This is a genomic window from Streptomyces sp. NPDC050636 (genome assembly GCF_040654775.1).
Taxonomy (GTDB): Bacteria; Actinomycetota; Actinomycetes; order Streptomycetales; family Streptomycetaceae; genus Streptomyces.
Genome location: NZ_JBFAIP010000017.1, coordinates 39850 through 55190, shown reverse-complemented (window position 1 = coordinate 55190; position 15341 = coordinate 39850). Strand labels below are relative to the sequence as shown.

The 15341-nt window shown below is 69.1% G+C and carries 13 protein-coding genes and 2 tRNA genes; 6 read left to right on the top strand and 9 right to left on the bottom strand.

From position 1 onward, the window contains the following. Positions 1 to 124 precede the first annotated feature (124 nt). The 6 genes from AB0I10_RS16350 to AB0I10_RS16325 all read right to left on the bottom strand — a co-directional run bounded on the left by AB0I10_RS16350 (position 125) and on the right by AB0I10_RS16325 (position 4133). On the bottom strand, positions 125 to 1414 hold the full coding sequence (locus AB0I10_RS16350; RefSeq protein ID WP_363153120.1) for a histidine kinase: 1290 nt from the start codon (positions 1412 to 1414) through the stop codon (positions 125 to 127). Between the two features lie 50 nt (positions 1415 to 1464). Continuing rightward, positions 1465 to 2283, bottom strand: coding sequence for an ABC transporter permease (locus tag AB0I10_RS16345; protein ID WP_363153119.1), 819 nt, complete (start codon positions 2281 to 2283; stop codon positions 1465 to 1467). Then, positions 2280 to 3290 (bottom strand): ABC transporter ATP-binding protein, encoded by a 1011-nt coding sequence (locus AB0I10_RS16340; RefSeq protein ID WP_363153118.1) that lies wholly within the window; start codon positions 3288 to 3290, stop codon positions 2280 to 2282. The genes AB0I10_RS16345 and AB0I10_RS16340 overlap by 4 nt, the downstream gene beginning before the upstream one ends. Before the next feature lie 184 nt (positions 3291 to 3474). After that, positions 3475 to 3547: transfer RNA gene (locus tag AB0I10_RS16335), tRNA-Gly, on the bottom strand. A gap of 74 nt (positions 3548 to 3621) precedes the next feature. Next, a tRNA-Gly gene (locus tag AB0I10_RS16330) sits at positions 3622 to 3693 on the bottom strand. Between the two features lie 119 nt (positions 3694 to 3812). Continuing rightward, positions 3813 to 4133 carry an Lsr2 family protein gene (locus tag AB0I10_RS16325; RefSeq protein WP_363153117.1) on the bottom strand — a complete coding sequence of 107 codons (321 nt, stop codon included), beginning with the start codon at positions 4131 to 4133 and terminating at the stop codon, positions 3813 to 3815. Between the two features lie 327 nt (positions 4134 to 4460). Between AB0I10_RS16325 and purS the strand changes: the two genes are divergently transcribed. The 4 genes from purS (at position 4461) to AB0I10_RS16305 (ending at position 8650) form a co-directional block, all read left to right on the top strand. Further along, complete coding sequence (purS, locus tag AB0I10_RS16320; protein WP_006604673.1) at positions 4461 to 4706, top strand: phosphoribosylformylglycinamidine synthase subunit PurS; 246 nt, start codon at positions 4461 to 4463, stop codon at positions 4704 to 4706. After that, positions 4703 to 5407 carry a phosphoribosylformylglycinamidine synthase subunit PurQ gene (purQ, locus tag AB0I10_RS16315; protein ID WP_363153116.1) on the top strand — a complete coding sequence of 235 codons (705 nt, stop codon included), beginning with the start codon at positions 4703 to 4705 and terminating at the stop codon, positions 5405 to 5407. The genes purS and purQ overlap by 4 nt, the downstream gene beginning before the upstream one ends. Beyond that, positions 5407 to 7656 carry a phosphoribosylformylglycinamidine synthase subunit PurL gene (gene purL, locus AB0I10_RS16310; protein ID WP_363153115.1) on the top strand — a complete coding sequence of 750 codons (2250 nt, stop codon included), beginning with the start codon at positions 5407 to 5409 and terminating at the stop codon, positions 7654 to 7656. The genes purQ and purL overlap by 1 nt, the downstream gene beginning before the upstream one ends. Before the next feature lie 196 nt (positions 7657 to 7852). Next, on the top strand, positions 7853 to 8650 hold the full coding sequence (locus tag AB0I10_RS16305; protein ID WP_363153114.1) for a sterol carrier family protein: 798 nt from the start codon (positions 7853 to 7855) through the stop codon (positions 8648 to 8650). Between the two features lie 46 nt (positions 8651 to 8696). Here AB0I10_RS16305 and AB0I10_RS16300 read toward each other — a convergent pair whose 3' ends face one another. Beyond that, the gene (locus tag AB0I10_RS16300; RefSeq protein ID WP_363153113.1) at positions 8697 to 10169 is read right to left on the bottom strand and encodes a sulfatase-like hydrolase/transferase; all 1473 of its coding nucleotides are present in this window, start codon (positions 10167 to 10169) and stop codon (positions 8697 to 8699) included. 494 nt (positions 10170 to 10663) lie between these two features. Between AB0I10_RS16300 and purF the strand changes: the two genes are divergently transcribed. Both purF and purM read left to right on the top strand, forming a co-directional pair. Continuing rightward, positions 10664 to 12223 (top strand): amidophosphoribosyltransferase, encoded by a 1560-nt coding sequence (purF, locus tag AB0I10_RS16295; protein ID WP_363153112.1) that lies wholly within the window; start codon positions 10664 to 10666, stop codon positions 12221 to 12223. Positions 12224 to 12257: 34 nt separating this feature from the next. Further along, positions 12258 to 13328 carry a phosphoribosylformylglycinamidine cyclo-ligase gene (gene purM, locus AB0I10_RS16290; RefSeq protein WP_363153111.1) on the top strand — a complete coding sequence of 357 codons (1071 nt, stop codon included), beginning with the start codon at positions 12258 to 12260 and terminating at the stop codon, positions 13326 to 13328. 139 nt (positions 13329 to 13467) lie between these two features. Here the strand turns inward: purM and AB0I10_RS16285 are convergent, their stop codons facing one another. After that, positions 13468 to 13722 (bottom strand): DUF3073 domain-containing protein, encoded by a 255-nt coding sequence (locus AB0I10_RS16285; RefSeq protein ID WP_363153110.1) that lies wholly within the window; start codon positions 13720 to 13722, stop codon positions 13468 to 13470. A 401-nt stretch (positions 13723 to 14123) separates the two neighbouring features. Further along, the gene (locus tag AB0I10_RS16280; protein ID WP_363153109.1) at positions 14124 to 15242 is read right to left on the bottom strand and encodes a Glu/Leu/Phe/Val dehydrogenase dimerization domain-containing protein; all 1119 of its coding nucleotides are present in this window, start codon (positions 15240 to 15242) and stop codon (positions 14124 to 14126) included. Positions 15243 to 15341: the final 99 nt, after the last annotated feature.

The following is a 15341-nucleotide window of genomic DNA, read 5'->3' as shown; positions in this document are numbered from 1 at the left end:
CCCCCACCCCGCCCGCCCCCGGCCCCATCCACCCGAGTCCCCTCCCCAGCCCGATCCCGGTACTTACCGACCCCTATCCCCGCCCCCGGCTCGATCCCCAAGCCCCTGACCCCAAGCCCACGCCTCACCCCTCGTCCCTCGCCAACGCCCACCCCACGCGAGGCCCCCGCCCCCGAGCGCCCCCCTCCGCACCCACCGGGAGTTCGACCGTCAGGCGGTACGAGCCCTTCGCGAAGGGGCCCGACTCCAGGGTTCCGGCCAACGGGTCTAGGCGTTCACGCAGACCCTTGAGGCCGCTTCCGGTCTGTGGCGCGCTGTCCGGCAGCGTCACGACGCCGTCGTTCTCCATGGTCATCACCAGTACGCCGCGGTCCCGGTCGACGCGGGTCAGCAGGACGCAATGGCGGGCTTCGGCGGCATGCCGCAGGACGTTCGTGGTGCCTTCGCGTACGACCCAGCCGAGTGCCGACTCCACCTCCGCCGGCAGCTGGATGGCCTCCTCTCCCTGGATCCGGCAGTCGACTCCCGCTGCGCGCAGTATGGAACGTGCGCCGGCCAACTCCGCCTGAAGATCCGCTTTCCGGTATCCGCGCACCACCTCCCGCACCTCCCGCTGCGATTCCTGCGCTATTCGCTGCACCTCCACCATCTGCTCCACCGCCTCCGGCCGCTGCCGCCGGGCCAGTTGGACCGCCAGCTCGCTCTTCAGGGCGATCACCGCCAGATTCCGGCCCATCACGTCGTGCAGGTCCCGGCCGAACCGCAGCCGCTCCTCGGCGACCGCGAGCTGCGCCTGGGTCTTGCGCGCCGCGTCCAGTTTCCAGAACACGGCGAGGAGCCATCCCGACGGCCGTGCCAACAGAAAGCTCCACAGCCCGGCTCCAACCAGCAGGATCGCCAGGATCGCCCCGAACAGCCATACCTGGGTCAGTAGGCCGCTCACGAGCACCAGTCCCGCGGCCGCACCGGCCAGTGATGCCAGATACATCCGCTTGGAAATCAGCAGGCTGTAGGCCATGCAGAACGGAGTGAGGGTCGCGGCCATCGCGATTATCACCGTGGCCATGGTGTCCTCGTCCTTGACTCCCTTGACGGCGAGGAGGGCGCACAGAACGATCTCGGCAGCCAGCGTCAGCGCACCTGAGACGATCATCAGGCGGTGCGGTGTCGCTCCTTGCTTCAGATACTGCCGTAGCGCGCGGTTCAACAGGCACATCGCCAGGAACCCCTGAGCCACGTTCAGCCCCAGGGCCGCACCGGCCAGGGTGACGGCCAACGGCTCGCCGACGGCTGGCTTTCCGAGGACAGGGCCCACCCCGGCGAGCACGGCGAACCACACCAGCAGGTACAGCGTCCAGCGGAAGTACGCGTCGACGAGGGCCAACTGACCCCAGCGCCGCAACTTCTCCTGCACCCGTCCGATCATGCGCTCCGTGCCCCCGTCGTCCTCATCGCCGTACGCGGCTAGCGTCGTGGCTCCCAGCGGAACCACCGCTGGACAGCAAACACCGCGAGCCCGGCCCAGACCAAGCCGATGATCAGCTGCTTCATGGTCGCCGCCAGATCTGCGCCACCGGTCCAGCCGGCGCGTATCAGCTCCATCACCGGTGACAGCGGTAGGAGTTCGAGCACGGAGGCGAGGCGGTCCGGCAGTACGTCCAGAGGAACAATCATCCCGGATCCCACCAGTGACACGATCATGAGGGGGAACACCACCAGCTGTGCGGCTTCGGCGGACTTGGCGAGGGCGGAGGACGCCGCGGCGAGCCCCACGACCACCACCATGCCGATGACCAACCCGGCTATCAGCAGATGCGGCGCGGTGGGCATCCCCGTGTCCAGCACCGCTCCGCCGAGGACCACCAGCAGCACACACTGCAGCAGGCCCATGACCGTGGACGGCAGGGCGGTGCCGGCCAGTATCTCCAGATCCCGTAGTTCTCCCGTGCGCAGCCGCTTGAGGACCAGTTCCTCGCGGCGCGCGACATATGAGCCGGTGAGGTTGGAGTACACCGCGAAGATCAGGACATAGCCGAGGGTCGCCGGCAGCAGCACCGTGCCGACCGACAGGCCGGTCCCGCGGAGGTCCATTCCGCTGACCGCCTGTTTCATGGCGAACGCCATGGTGACGGGCATGATCAGCGACATGAACAGCGCGGTCTTGTTGCGGCAGAGCAGCGTCAACTCCGCGCGCCCCAGCGCTGTCAGCCGCGCTGCGGCACCGGTTTCGGCGGGTGCTCCCGCCCGCTCTGCCGCGCTTGCTTCGATCGTGCTCGTGCTCATGCGTTTTCCAGCCCCTTCGCTATCTGCAGGAAGGCCTCTTCGAGGGATGCGGATCGGACGTCCAGGCCCCGCAGCTCTATCCCGTTGTCCTGAGCCCAGAGCAGCACTCCGGTCGCGGCTCGCTGGAGTTCCTCGGTCCGCAGTCGGACCGTGCGTCCCGCTGTCTCGTGTCCGATGACGCCCAGGCTTCCCAGGGCCGGGAGATCGCCGAGATGGAATCCGTCGGGCAGGTCGAAGGAGATGTGCGAGGGATGCGCGGCGACGACGTCCGTGACCTGGCCGGCTGCCGCTATCCGGCCGTTGTGCAAGATCGCCAGCCGGTCCGCCAGTTCCTCGGCCTCTTCGAGGTAGTGCGTGGTCAGCACGATCGTGGTCCCGGAGTCGCGCAGCTCGCGGACCAACTCCCAGGTCTCGTGACGGGCTTCGGTGTCCAGGCCGGTGGTCGGCTCGTCCAGGAACAGCACCTCGGGCCGGCCCAGCAGTGCCAGAGCGAGGTCCAGCCGCCGTCGCTCGCCGCCGGACAGCTGCTTGACCCGGACATCTCGGCGCCGCGTCAGCCCCGCGGAGCTCAGCGCTTCGTCGACGGGACCTGCCCCGCTGGTGCAGCCCGCCCACATGCGCAGCGTCTCGGCGGGGGTCAGCTCGGACGGGAAGCCGCCCTCTTGCAGCATGACGCCGATGCGCGGCCGCACCTTGCGGCGCTCGGTGAAGGGGTCATGGCCGAGCACCCGCACCCGGCCCGCGGTCGGTGCGGCCAGGCCCTCCAGCAGCTCGACGGTGGAGGTCTTGCCCGCGCCGTTGGTCCCCAGGAGCGCGAACAGCTCGCCGCGCCCGACGGAGAAGTCGATGCCGCGTACCGCTTCGAAGCTCTTCCGCGCGGTCGCGCGGCGGCCGGTCGTGCCGTAGCTCCTGCGCAGGCCGGTGACGTCGATCACGCTGCCGCCGGTGCCGGCGCTCCTGGCGCCGCTCGGGCCGGTGCCTCCGATGTCTTTCTCCCCGATGTTCATGTGTCCAGCGTTCCGCCGGATCATGGTTTCGGGCAGTGCGGCCTGTCATCGCAGCAGATGACAAATGTCAGTTGTCGGCAGGTGGGAAGCGGGTTAGCGGGAGGGCGCAGGGGGGTGGGGGTCGAGGGGTTGGGACGGAAAAGCGAAGAAGGCCCGGTCGTGATGACCGGGCCTTCTTTTTCTGAGCGGACGACGAGGCTCGAACTCGCGACCTCAACCTTGGCAAGGTTGCGCTCTACCAACTGAGCTACGTCCGCAGGCATCCACTCGGCTTTCACCGAGCGGCGCGACAGCTACTCTACCTGATCCTTTGGACCGGTTGGGCAGTCAGAGCGGGTGACAGGGATTGCACACTGCGCCTCCCCCTTGGAAAGGGGGCGCTCTACTACTGAGCTACACCCGCGTGACTCCGTGAGGTTCGGCCCTTCGGCCTCGCCCCTCGGCGTGCTCCAGACTCTAGCTGATCAGTAGGGGTGCTGTGCAAGTCGGCTGCGCGCGGACCGCGGAGTGCCGGCAAGTTGGTTAGTGGTTGGCGGCGTTGAAGGCTTCGTAGACCTTCTTCGGGATCCGGCCGCGGGGCGGGACGTCCATCTGGTGGGAGCGGGCCCAGGCGCGCACGGCCGCCGGGTCGGGGGTGACCGCGGTCCGGTGGTAGGCCTTGCCGGACTTGGAGCGCTTGCGTCCCGCTTCCACGAACGGAGCGAGAGAGCCGCGCAGTTTCTTCGCATTGGCGGGATTGAGGTCGATCTCGTACGACTTCCCATCCAATCCGAAGCTGACCGTCTCTGCGGCTTCTCCTCCGTCGATGTCATCGGAGAGCATTACTACTACTCGCTGCGCCACGGATATCGGTCCTTTCGTGCAGCAGTCCCGTGTTGACATGGGGTGATGCTGCAGATCCGGCTGATTGGAATCAATGCTTTTTCATTTGTACAGCGATGGGCATTGCATTGTGAAGCCCAGTTAATTTCGTCAGCGTGTCATCCCGCAATGCGGACCCTAGATCTTTTCGAGGATTTTCCCCACCGCTCACTCGTGCCGATGCCGGACCGTGATGAGACTGGATGATATCTATGCGCGTAGATTTTCGAACACGGTACTGTGAGGACACCGATCGGGGTCCGGGGTTCCCCGGAGAAACACAGCCGCACCACACCACCGGGAGTGCCAGTGGCACGCGTCGTAGTCGACGTCATGCTCAAGCCGGAGATCCTTGACCCGCAGGGCCAGGCGGTGCAGCGCGCACTGCCACGCCTGGGTTTCGAGGGGATCGCCGACGTCCGTCAGGGCAAGCGTTTCGAACTTGAGGTGGAGGGGCCCGTCGACGACGCCGCCCTCGCCCGCATCCACGAGATGGCCGAGACCTTCCTCGCCAACACCGTCATCGAAGACTTCACCGTTCGGGTCGACTCATGACTGCACGGATCGGTGTCATTACTTTTCCCGGCACGCTCGACGACCGCGACACCCAGCGCGCGGTCCGGGTCGCCGGGGCGGAAGCGGTGCCGCTGTGGCACCGCGACAAGGACCTCAAGCAGGTCGACGCCGTGGTCCTGCCCGGCGGCTTCTCTTACGGCGACTACCTGCGGGCCGGGGCCATCTCCCGTTTCTCGCCGGTGATGGAGACCGTTATCGAGCAGGCGAAGGCCGGAATGCCGGTTCTGGGTATCTGCAACGGCTTCCAGTTGCTCACCGAGACGCATCTGCTGCCCGGCGCGATGCTGCGCAACAACCATCTGCACTTCATCTGCCGCGACCAGAAGCTGCGGGTGGAGAACGCGGACACCTCCTGGACGGCGGACTACGAGGCCGGCCAGGAGATCAGCATCCCGCTGAAGAACATCGACGGCCGGTATGTCGCCGACGAGCGCACCCTCGACATGTTGGAGGCCGAGGGCCGGGTCGCCTTCCGCTACCTGGCCCACGGCACAGCCGCCGAGGGATACGGGAACCCCAACGGTTCGCTCCGCGACATCGCCGGCATCACCAATGAGGCGGGCAATGTCGTCGGCCTCATGCCGCACCCCGAGCACGCCGTCGAGCCGCTGATCGGTACGGGTCGTACCGACGGCCTCGGATTCTTCACCTCGATTCTGAAGAAGCTGGTCAACGCCTGATGACTCTGGACACCGTCAAGCACGCAGCCGAGACGCCCGACGTCGAGCAGCCCTGGGCCGACCTGGGCCTGAAGCAGGACGAGTACGCGCGCATCCGCGAGATTCTCGGCCGCCGTCCCACCGGCGCCGAGCTCGCCATGTATTCCGTCATGTGGTCCGAGCACTGCTCCTACAAGAGCAGCAAGGTCCACCTGAAGCAGTTCGGCGAGAAGGCCCCGAAGACCGACGCGCTGCTCGTCGGCATCGGGGAGAACGCGGGCGTCGTCGACGTCGGCCAGGGGTACGCGGTCACCTTCAAGGTCGAGTCGCACAATCACCCCTCGTACATCGAGCCCTACCAGGGCGCGGCAACGGGCGTGGGCGGCATCGTCCGCGACATTCTCGCGATGGGTGCCCGGCCGGTCGCCGTGATGGACCCGCTGCGGTTCGGCGCGGCCGATCACCCCGACACCAAGCGGGTGCTGCCCGGTGTCGTCGCGGGTGTCGGTGGCTACGGCAACTGCCTGGGCCTGCCCAACATCGGCGGCGAGGTCGTCTTCGACCCCTGCTACCAGGGAAACCCGCTGGTCAACGCGCTGTGCGTGGGCGTCATGAAGCACGAGGACATCCACCTCGCGAAGGCGTCAGGCGCCGGCAACAAGGTCATCCTCTACGGTGCCCGCACCGGTGGCGACGGCATCGGCGGGGTGTCCGTCCTGGCGTCGGAGACCTTCGACTCGACCGGGCCCGCCAAGCGCCCGGCCGTCCAGGTCGGTGACCCCTTCCAGGAGAAGCTGCTCATCGAGTGCACCCTGGAGATCTTCAAGGAGAACCTGGTCGACGGCATCCAGGACCTCGGCGGCGCCGGGCTGTCCTGCGCCACCAGTGAGCTGGCCTCGGCCGGTTCCGGCGGGATGCGCGTCGAGCTGGACACCGTGCCGCTGCGTGACTCCTCCCTCTCGCCCGAGGAAATCCTCATGAGCGAGTCGCAGGAGCGGATGTGCGCGATCGTCGAGCCCGGGAAGGTCGACCGCTTCCTGGAGATCTGCGAGAAGTGGGATGTCATCGCGACCGTCATCGGTGAGGTGACGGACGGCTCGCAGCTGGAGATCTTCTGGCACGGCCAGCAGATCGTGGATGTGCCGCCGCGGTCCGTCGCCCATGAGGGGCCGACCTACCACCGGCCGTTCGCGCGCCCGGAGTGGCAGGACGCGCTCCAGGCCGACGACGCCAACGCGCTGCCGCGGCCGGCCACGCCGGAGGAGCTGCGGGCCCAGGTGCTGCGGCTCGTCGCGTCGCCGAACCAGGCGTCGAAGGCGTGGATCACCGATCAGTACGACCGCTTCGTGCAGGGCAACACGGTGCTCGCGCAGCCGGAGGACTCCGGCATGGTGCGGATCGACGAGCACTCCGACCTCGGTGTCGCGGTGGCCACGGACGGCAACGGACGGTACGCCAAGCTCGACCCGTACGCGGGTGCGCAGCTGGCCCTGGCCGAGGCCTACCGCAATGTCGCCGCGTCGGGCGCGAAGCCCCTCGCCGTCTCCGACTGCCTGAACTTCGGTTCGCCGGAGGACCCGGCGGTGATGTGGCAGTTCGCCGAGGCCACGCGGGGTCTCGCGGACGGCTGCCTGGCGCTGGGCACGCCGGTCACCGGTGGCAATGTGTCGCTCTACAACCAGACCGGTGAGGTGGCGATCCACCCGACGCCGGTGGTCGCGGTGCTGGGCGTCATCGATGACGTCAACCGGCGTACGCCGATGGCCTTCGCGGACGAGGGGCACCTGATCTACCTGCTGGGTGACACCCGGGAGGAACTGGGTGGCTCGGCGTGGTCGCAGGTGATGCACGATCACCTCGGTGGTCTGCCGCCGCAGGTCGATCTGGCCCGGGAGCAGCTGCTGGCGGAGATCCTGCTCTCGGCTTCGCGTGACGGCATGGTCGACGCGGCGCACGATCTTTCCGACGGCGGGCTGGTCCAGGCGCTGGTGGAGTCGTGTCTGCGGGGCGGCAAGGGTGCCCGTGTCGTGGTCCCGGACGGCATCGACCCGTTTGTGTTCCTCTTCTCGGAGTCGGCGGGCCGCGCGATCGTCGCCGTGCCGCGCAGCGAGGAGCTCCGCTTCACCGACATGTGCGGTGCGCGGGGGCTTCCGGCGACGCGTATCGGTGTGGTCGACGGCTCGGAGATCGACGTCCAGGGGCAGTTCAGCATCGCCCTGGGCGAGCTGAAGGAGTCGCACGAGGCAACGATCCCCGGTCTCATCGCCTGAGGCATCTGAGGCACCTGAGGCACCTGAGGCACCTGAGGCGCCCGGCGCGCCGCGACGGTCCGTTCCCGCTCCGGGGGCGGACCGCCGGCGTTTCCGCGGTGGCGAACAGCCCCGTGCGGCCGTGCCGGATGTCCCCGTACGGCCGTTCCGGATATTCCCGCGCGGCCGTCCCGGTGGCCGCAGTAGCCTCGGCGCCATGCCTCCCGCCCGCGGTAAGTCCCGTACCCGCAGTTACGACCCCGCCAAGACCCGCGCCGCCGTCACCGCGCAGCTCGGGCAGGTGGGGGCGGCCGTAGCGGGACTGTCGCCCGAGCAGTTGGCGCTGCCGACCCGGCTCGGCGACTGGACGGTGCGGGAGCTGGCGGCGCATGTGGCCATGGCGGTGGGCAGCGTGGCGCGGAATCTGCGGCAGCCGGCCCCGTCGCAGCCGGAGACCGCCCTGCTGGACTGGCCGTTCGCGACCGTGCGGTTCGCCTCCGGCATCGACGACGACACCCGTGCCCTTGCCGCCGTGAACGACCCCGCCGAGCTGCTGGCGCGCACCGCCGAGGAGCTCGCCGAGATCCTGCCGTCGGTCCCTGACGACCGGCTGCTGCCGACCCGTGTCGGTGCGATGCGGCTGGGCGACTACCTGGTGACCCGCTGCGTCGAGCTGGTCGTGCACACCGACGACCTGGTGGCGGCGACCGGCGTGGAGATCCCGTACGACCGTCAGGCCCTGGCCACCGCCACCCGTCTGCTGGCCGACGTGCTCGCCGTCAAGGCTCCGGGCGGTTCGGTCGAGGTCCGGGTGCCGCCGTTCGCGGTGGTGCAGTGCGTCGAGGGCCCCAAGCACACCCGCGGCACCCCGCCGAATGTCGTCGAGACCGACCCGCTGACCTGGCTGCGGCTCGCCACCGGCCGTATGGGGTGGGCCGACGCGTTGGACGCGGCGGCCGTCAGCGCCAGCGGCGAGCGCGCCGACATCGGCGGGTACCTGCCGGTGATGAGCTGACCGGGGCGGGCGGGCAACGCGCGCGCCCCGTCCCCGGCCCTCGGCGTCACCCCTTCGGATAGGCCAGCAGCGTCCCGTCCACCGCCTCCCACGCGGCCCGCAGCCGCTCCAGCAGCCGCGGCTCATCGGCCGCCTTGTCGGCCTGTTCACGGGGATCGTTCGCGAGGTGGAAGAGCTGGTCCTTGCCGCTCCTGCCCCGGTAGTACTTCCAGTCGCCGCGGCGCAGCGCCCGCTCCCCGCGTACCCGCCAGAACAGATCGCGTTCGGCGATCGCCTCACCGCGCAGCAGGTGGCTCGCCAGGCTGGTGCCGTCCAGCGGGTGGCCGCGGTCCGGCCGGGCGCCGGCGATCTCCAGCAGGGTGGCCGTCCAGTCCGGGGTGAACACCGGCTCATGGCTGACCTGTCCGGCGTCGAGCCGGGCGGGCCAGCGCACGATGGTCGGCACCCGGATGCCGCCTTCCTGGAGCGATGCCTTGTTGCCGGACAGCGGCCAGTTGTACGACCAGCGCTCGCCGCCGTTGTCGCTCGCGAAGAAGACCAGGGTGTCCTCCTCCTGGCCGGAGCGCCTGAGGGCGGCCAGTACCTCGCCGATCGAGCGGTCCAGGTCCTCGACCATCTCGCGGTACTTCGCCAGCGAGCCGCCGTCCTTGTGGAACAGCGCGCCGGGCTCGCCCGCCTTGATCCTGCGGACGATCCGCGCGCTCTCCTCCTCGTCGCCGTCCGCGATCCACGGCCAGTGGGGAGTGGTGAAGTTGAGGTTCAGCAGCCAGGGCTTGTCGTGCTCGCGCTCGATGTGGTCGACGGCCCGCTCGGTGATGATCCGTGTGTAGTAGCGCAGGTCCTTGTACTCGGCGTCGCCCTCGTAGAGGTCGTACTCCCCGGCCAGCCCCAGCTTCGAGTAGTACTCCAGCGCCCCGCCGAAGTTCCCGAAGAAGGTGTCCCAGCCGGACTTGGTGGGGCTGTAGTCCGGCAGGTAGCCGCAGTGCCACTTGCCGATCAGCGCGGTGTCGTAGCCGGCGGTGCGCAGCAGCGAGGCGAGGGTGGGGTGGTTCGGGTCGAGCCCCACGCTCCGGTCCGCGATCGGTTCGGCCAGCCCGCCCTTCGTACGGCCCGGGAAGCGTCCGGTGTAGAGGCTGAAGCGGGTGGGCGAGCAGGTCGCGGAGCCTGCGTACGCCTGGGTGAAACGGACGCCCTGGCGCGCGAGGCGGTCCAGGTGGGGCGTACGGATATGGGTCGAACCGTACGAGGAGAGGTCGGCCCAGCCCAGGTCGTCGCCCAGGATGAAGAGGATGTTGGGGCGTCGCGAGCGCCGGTCGGGGGCGGCGCGGAAGGCCCGTTCACGGGCCTGGGGCGGTTCGGCGGCAGCGGCGCCGGGCGCACCCGCCACCGAGCCCACGGCCGCCGCGGCGCCCACGCCGCCGGCCAGGCCGCCGAAGGCACGCCGCGACAGGGCGGAAGACGTAACGGAACCTTCGGGCTTTTCGGGCGCGGAAGGGTGGGTGGGGTCGACGGAAGACATCGGTTCGGCTCTCCAGGGAGATCGTCAGGGGCCGTGATGCGGCGCGTCGGCTCCCCTGGGACGGCGGAAAGCGGGGGCGTCGCGTATCTCACACGGCCGTGCTGGGGTGCGTATACGGCAAAAGGCGCATACGCGAAAAACCCGCCATGCGGGGTGGGTGGCTGAAAGCGCGAGAAGGTGCAGCTCAGAATGGGTGCCGCGGCCGTGCGGGCGAATGTGTCGTTACCCGTGGTCACCGCACCGACGCTCAGCGACAGAGGCCGCCGGAGATGCGACCGAGGTCGACATGGCGGCGCCGCACGAGACGCTCGGTGCGGCGGGGCACCCGGTGACTCACCAGGCGCGCCAAGGGCTGCGGGGTCTGCATGGGCAGAAATCCTGTCCGCGTGGCCGTGGTCACGTCAAGCACGCTTCACGCGCCGTTCATGTACTCATCCAGGTGTGCGGCCATCCCCGGTTCGGATGAATCCGCGACCTGCCCTAGACTCAATGACGTGCCACGTGGTGACGGACGACTCAACCACGACCTGCTCCCCGGCGAGAAGGGCCCCCAGGACGCTTGCGGCGTCTTCGGTGTCTGGGCTCCGGGTGAAGAGGTCGCCAAACTCACCTATTTCGGGCTGTACGCGCTGCAGCACCGTGGACAGGAGTCCGCGGGCATCGCAGTGAGCAACGGCTCCCAGATCCTCGTTTTCAAGGACATGGGCCTGGTTTCCCAGGTCTTCGACGAGACTTCCCTCGGCTCCCTCCAGGGCCATATCGCCGTGGGCCATGCCCGCTACTCCACCACCGGTGCCTCGGTGTGGGAGAACGCCCAGCCGACGTTCCGTGCCACCGCGCACGGCTCGATCGCGCTCGGCCACAACGGCAACCTGGTCAACACCGCCGAGCTGGCGGATCTGGTCGCCGCGCTGCCCCGTGAGGGCGGCCGCGCGACCCAGGTCGCGGCCACCAACGACACCGACCTCGTGACGGCGCTGCTGGCCGGCCAGGTCGACGAGGACGGCAAGCCGCTGACCGTCGAGGAGGCCGCCCCGCGCGTCCTCCCGAAGGTCATGGGCGCCTTCTCGCTGTGCTTCATGGACGAGCACACCCTCTACGCGGCCCGCGACCCGCAGGGCATCCGCCCGCTGGTCCTCGGCCGCCTGGAGCGCGGCTGGGTGGTGGCCTCCGAGACCGCCGCCCTCGACATCTGCGGCGCCAGCTTCATCCGGGAGATCGAGCCCGGCGAGATGGTCGCCATCGACGAGGACGGCCTGCGCAGCAGCCGGTTCGCCGAGGCCCGCCCCAAGGGTTGCGTCTTCGAGTACGTCTACCTCGCCCGCCCGGACACCGACATCGCCGGCCGCAATGTGTACCTCTCCCGGGTGGAGATGGGCCGCAAGCTGGCCGCCGAGGCGCCGGCCGACGCGGACCTGGTGATAGCGACGCCGGAGTCCGGCACCCCCGCGGCCGTCGGGTACGCCGAGGCCAGCGGCATCCCCTACGGATCCGGCCTGGTCAAGAACTCCTACGTCGGCCGGACCTTCATCCAGCCGTCGCAGACCATCCGCCAGCTCGGTATCCGCCTCAAGCTCAACCCGCTCAAGGAAGTCATCCGCGGTAAGCGCCTGGTGGTCGTCGACGACTCGATCGTCCGCGGCAACACCCAGCGCGCCCTCGTACGGATGCTCCGCGAGGCCGGCGCCGCCGAGATCCACATCCGGATCTCGTCCCCGCCGATCAAGTGGCCGTGCTTCTTCGGCATCGACTTCGCCACCCGCGCGGAGCTGATCGCCAACGGGCTGAGCGTCGAGGAGATCGGCAAGTCGCTGGGCGCCGACTCCCTCGCGTACATCTCCATCGACGGCATGATCGAGGCGACCACCATCGCCAAGCCGAATCTGTGCCGCGCCTGCTTCGACGGCGAGTACCCGATGGAGCTGCCGGACCCGGAGCTGCTGGGCAAGCACCTCCTGGAGTCGGAGACCGCCGGTGCGGCCAAGCCGGACCTGGACGGCGTTCAGACGCTGACGGCCGGAGTCGGCGGCGCTGACGCGCTGCGCCGCCCGTAGAGCTCGTACACACACGACACGAAAGTTCTCAGCCATGTCCGCTGAATCCATGGGTGCCAGCTACGCAGCCGCCGGTGTCGACATCGAAGCCGGCGACCGTGCCGTCGACCTCATGAAGGAGTGGGTCAAGAAGGCCACCCGCCCCGAGGCGATCGGCGGGCTCGGCGGCTTCGCCGGTCTCTTCGACGCGTCCGCGCTGAAGCGGTACGAGCGTCCGCTGCTGGCCTCGGCCACCGACGGCGTCGGCACGAAGGTCGACATCGCCCGCAAGATGGGCGTGTACGACACCATCGGCCACGACCTCGTCGGCATGGTCGTCGACGACCTGGTCGTCTGCGGCGCCGAGCCGCTGTTCATGACCGACTACATCTGCGTCGGCAAGGTCTACCCCGAGCGGGTCGCCGCGATCGTGAAGGGCATCGCCGAGGGCTGTGTCCTGGCCGGCTGCGCGCTGGTCGGCGGCGAGACCGCCGAGCACCCGGGGCTGCTGGGCGTGGACGAGTTCGATGTCGCCGGTGCCGGCACCGGCGTGGTCGAGGCCGACCGGCTGCTGGGCGCGGATCGCATCCGTACGGGCGACGCGGTGATCGCGATGGCGTCCTCCGGACTTCACTCGAACGGGTACTCGCTGGTCCGCCATGTGCTGTTCGACCGCGCCGGAATGGCCCTGGACCGGGAGATCCCGGAGTTCGGCCGCACCCTCGGCGAGGAGCTGCTGGAGCCCACCAAGATCTACTCGCTGGACTGCCTGGCGCTGACCCGTACGGCCGAGGTCCACGCCTTCTCGCACATCACCGGCGGCGGCCTGGCCAACAACCTCGCACGGGTGATCCCGGACGGCCTGCATGCCACGGTCGACCGCTCCACCTGGACGCCGGGCGCGGTCTTCGACCTGGTCGGCTCCGCCGGCTCGGTCGAGCGCCTGGAGCTGGAGAAGACCCTGAACATGGGCGTCGGCATGATCGCTGTCGTCCCCCAGGAGGCGGTCGATGTCGCGCTGAGCACCCTCGCCGACCGCGGCGTGGACGCCTGGGTCAGCGGGGAGATCGTCGAGCGCGGTGACCATGCCGAGGCAGTGACCCTGACCGGTACGTATTCGAAGTAGATGCAGTCGCCGGCTGAACCGCGTCACCCAGGAGGCCGCCGCGCCGGCGGTCACCTGGGCAGCGCAGAACCCGGTCCGGGCGAGATGCCCCGGACCGGGTCCTTGGTGCTGTTGTCAGAGCCGTGTACGTGCGGCGGCTTCAGGCGCGACGACGCTGCTGGGACGAGTCACCCTCGTCTTCATCGTCGTCATCGTTGTTGTACAGATCCGCGTACTGTGCGTACGGGTCGTCGTCGTCCTTGTCATCCTCGAACGGTTCCCCGTTCGGAGGCTGCTGGTTCGACGGCGATGCACCCAGCTCGTCGGCCAGTCGTGAGAGATCCGTCCCACCGCTGCTGTACTTCAGCTGGCGGGCGACCTTTGTCTGCTTGGCCTTGGCCCGGCCGCGCCCCATGGGTCGACCCCCTCAATGACGGGGCTCGATGGCCCCAGAGTCTTGAACGCGTTCACGATACAGAGCGGACCCTCGACAGAGAGACCGGCTCGTAGGGCTTCAACGGTACCTGCTTCCGCGGCCATACGGTACGTCGCCCGCATCACCCGCCGCTCGGCATAACCCGCGAGGCACCCTTTCCTCGCTGGTCAACTGCGATTTTAACCTGTCCTGTACGGCGACCCGCCGACGGGTGGTGAGGGATGTCTCCCCAACCACCCGTGGCGGGTCGTACAAGGCGGTGTCTACGGCGGATTCGGCGGATTCGGCGGATTCGGCGGATGCGACGAACACGGCGGATGCCGCGTCGTCCGGGCCCGCTGGCCGGATTCAGTCGGACAGGCCTGCGATTCCGGGCTCGGTCAGGCGCGCCTGCCCTCCGCCATCCGGTGTTCGGCGAGTCGGTCGGCCGCCGCGGCGGGCGGAATCCCATCGGCCTTCGCACGAGCGAATATCGCCAGCGTGGTGTCGAAGATCTTCGTGGCCTTGGCCTTGCAGCGGTCGAAGTCGAAGCCGTGCAGCTCGTCGGCCACCTGGATGACACCGCCGGCGTTAACGACGTAGTCCGGGGCGTAGAGGATGCCGCGGTCGGACAGGTCCTTCTCGATGCCGGGGTGTGCGAGCTGGTTGTTGGCCGCGCCGCACACGATCTTCGCGGTCAGCGCCGGCACCGAGTCGTCGTTGAGCGCACCGCCCAGGGCGCACGGCGCGTAGACGTCCAGGCCCTCGGTGTGGATCAGCGTGCCGGTGTCCGCGACGGCGGTCACCTGGGGGTGCTTGGCGCGGATACGGTCCACGGACTCGGCGCGCACGTCCGTGATCACGACCTCGGCGCCGTCCTGGAGGAGATGCTCGACCAGGTGGTGGCCCACCTTTCCGACGCCCGCGATGCCGACCTTGCGGCCGCGCAGCGTCGGGTCGCCCCACTGGTGCTGCGCCGAGGCGCGCATTCCCTGGAACACACCGAAGGCGGTCAGCACGGAGGAGTCGCCGGCGCCGCCGTTCTCGGGCGAGCGGCCGGTGGTCCACTTGTTCGTACGGGCGACGACGTCCATGTCGGCGACGTAGGTGCCGACATCGCACGCGGTGACGTAGCGGCCCCCGAGGGAGGCCACGAACCGGCCGTAGGCGAGCAGGAGTTCCTCGGTCTTGATCACCTCGGGGTCACCGATGATCACGGCCTTGCCGCCGCCGTGGTCCAGCCCGGCGAGCGCGTTCTTGTACGACATGCCGCGTGAAAGGTTGAGGGCGTCCAGCACGGCCTCCTCCTCGGAGGCGTACGCATGGAAGCGGGTACCGCCGAGAGCGGGGCCCAGGGCGGTGCTGTGGATGGCGATCACGGCCTTGAGGCCGCTGGCGCGGTCCTGGCAGAGAACGACTTGCTCATGGCCGCCCTGCTCCGTACGGAACAGGGTGTGCAGAACGCCGCCGTCGGCACTGACGGAGGCAGGACGTACGTCGGTCACTGTGGTGACTCCCATAAGTCGCGGAGGACGCCCTCCTGCGGGTGGGGAGGGCCGGTGGGGAAGAGCGTAAGACCTCCGGGGTGTGCTGATCGGCCAGGTGCCGAGGATCACCCA

Excerpts from the sequence above, each read along its gene's own strand:
- AB0I10_RS16280 (WP_363153109.1), bottom strand. The coding sequence starts at position 15,242 with ATGGGAGTCACCACAGTGACCGACGTACGTCCTGCCTCCGTCAGTGCC.
- AB0I10_RS16285 (WP_363153110.1), bottom strand. The coding sequence starts at position 13,722 with ATGGGGCGCGGCCGGGCCAAGGCCAAGCAGACAAAGGTCGCCCGCCAG.
- AB0I10_RS16340 (WP_363153118.1), bottom strand. The coding sequence starts at position 3,290 with ATGAACATCGGGGAGAAAGACATCGGAGGCACCGGCCCGAGCGGCGCC.
- purM (WP_363153111.1), top strand. The coding sequence starts at position 12,258 with ATGTCCGCTGAATCCATGGGTGCCAGCTACGCAGCCGCCGGTGTCGAC.
- AB0I10_RS16305 (WP_363153114.1), top strand. The coding sequence starts at position 7,853 with ATGCCTCCCGCCCGCGGTAAGTCCCGTACCCGCAGTTACGACCCCGCC.
- purQ (WP_363153116.1), top strand. The coding sequence starts at position 4,703 with ATGACTGCACGGATCGGTGTCATTACTTTTCCCGGCACGCTCGACGAC.
- AB0I10_RS16345 (WP_363153119.1), bottom strand. The coding sequence starts at position 2,283 with ATGAGCACGAGCACGATCGAAGCAAGCGCGGCAGAGCGGGCGGGAGCA.
- purL (WP_363153115.1), top strand. The coding sequence starts at position 5,407 with ATGACTCTGGACACCGTCAAGCACGCAGCCGAGACGCCCGACGTCGAG.
- AB0I10_RS16300 (WP_363153113.1), bottom strand. The coding sequence starts at position 10,169 with ATGTCTTCCGTCGACCCCACCCACCCTTCCGCGCCCGAAAAGCCCGAA.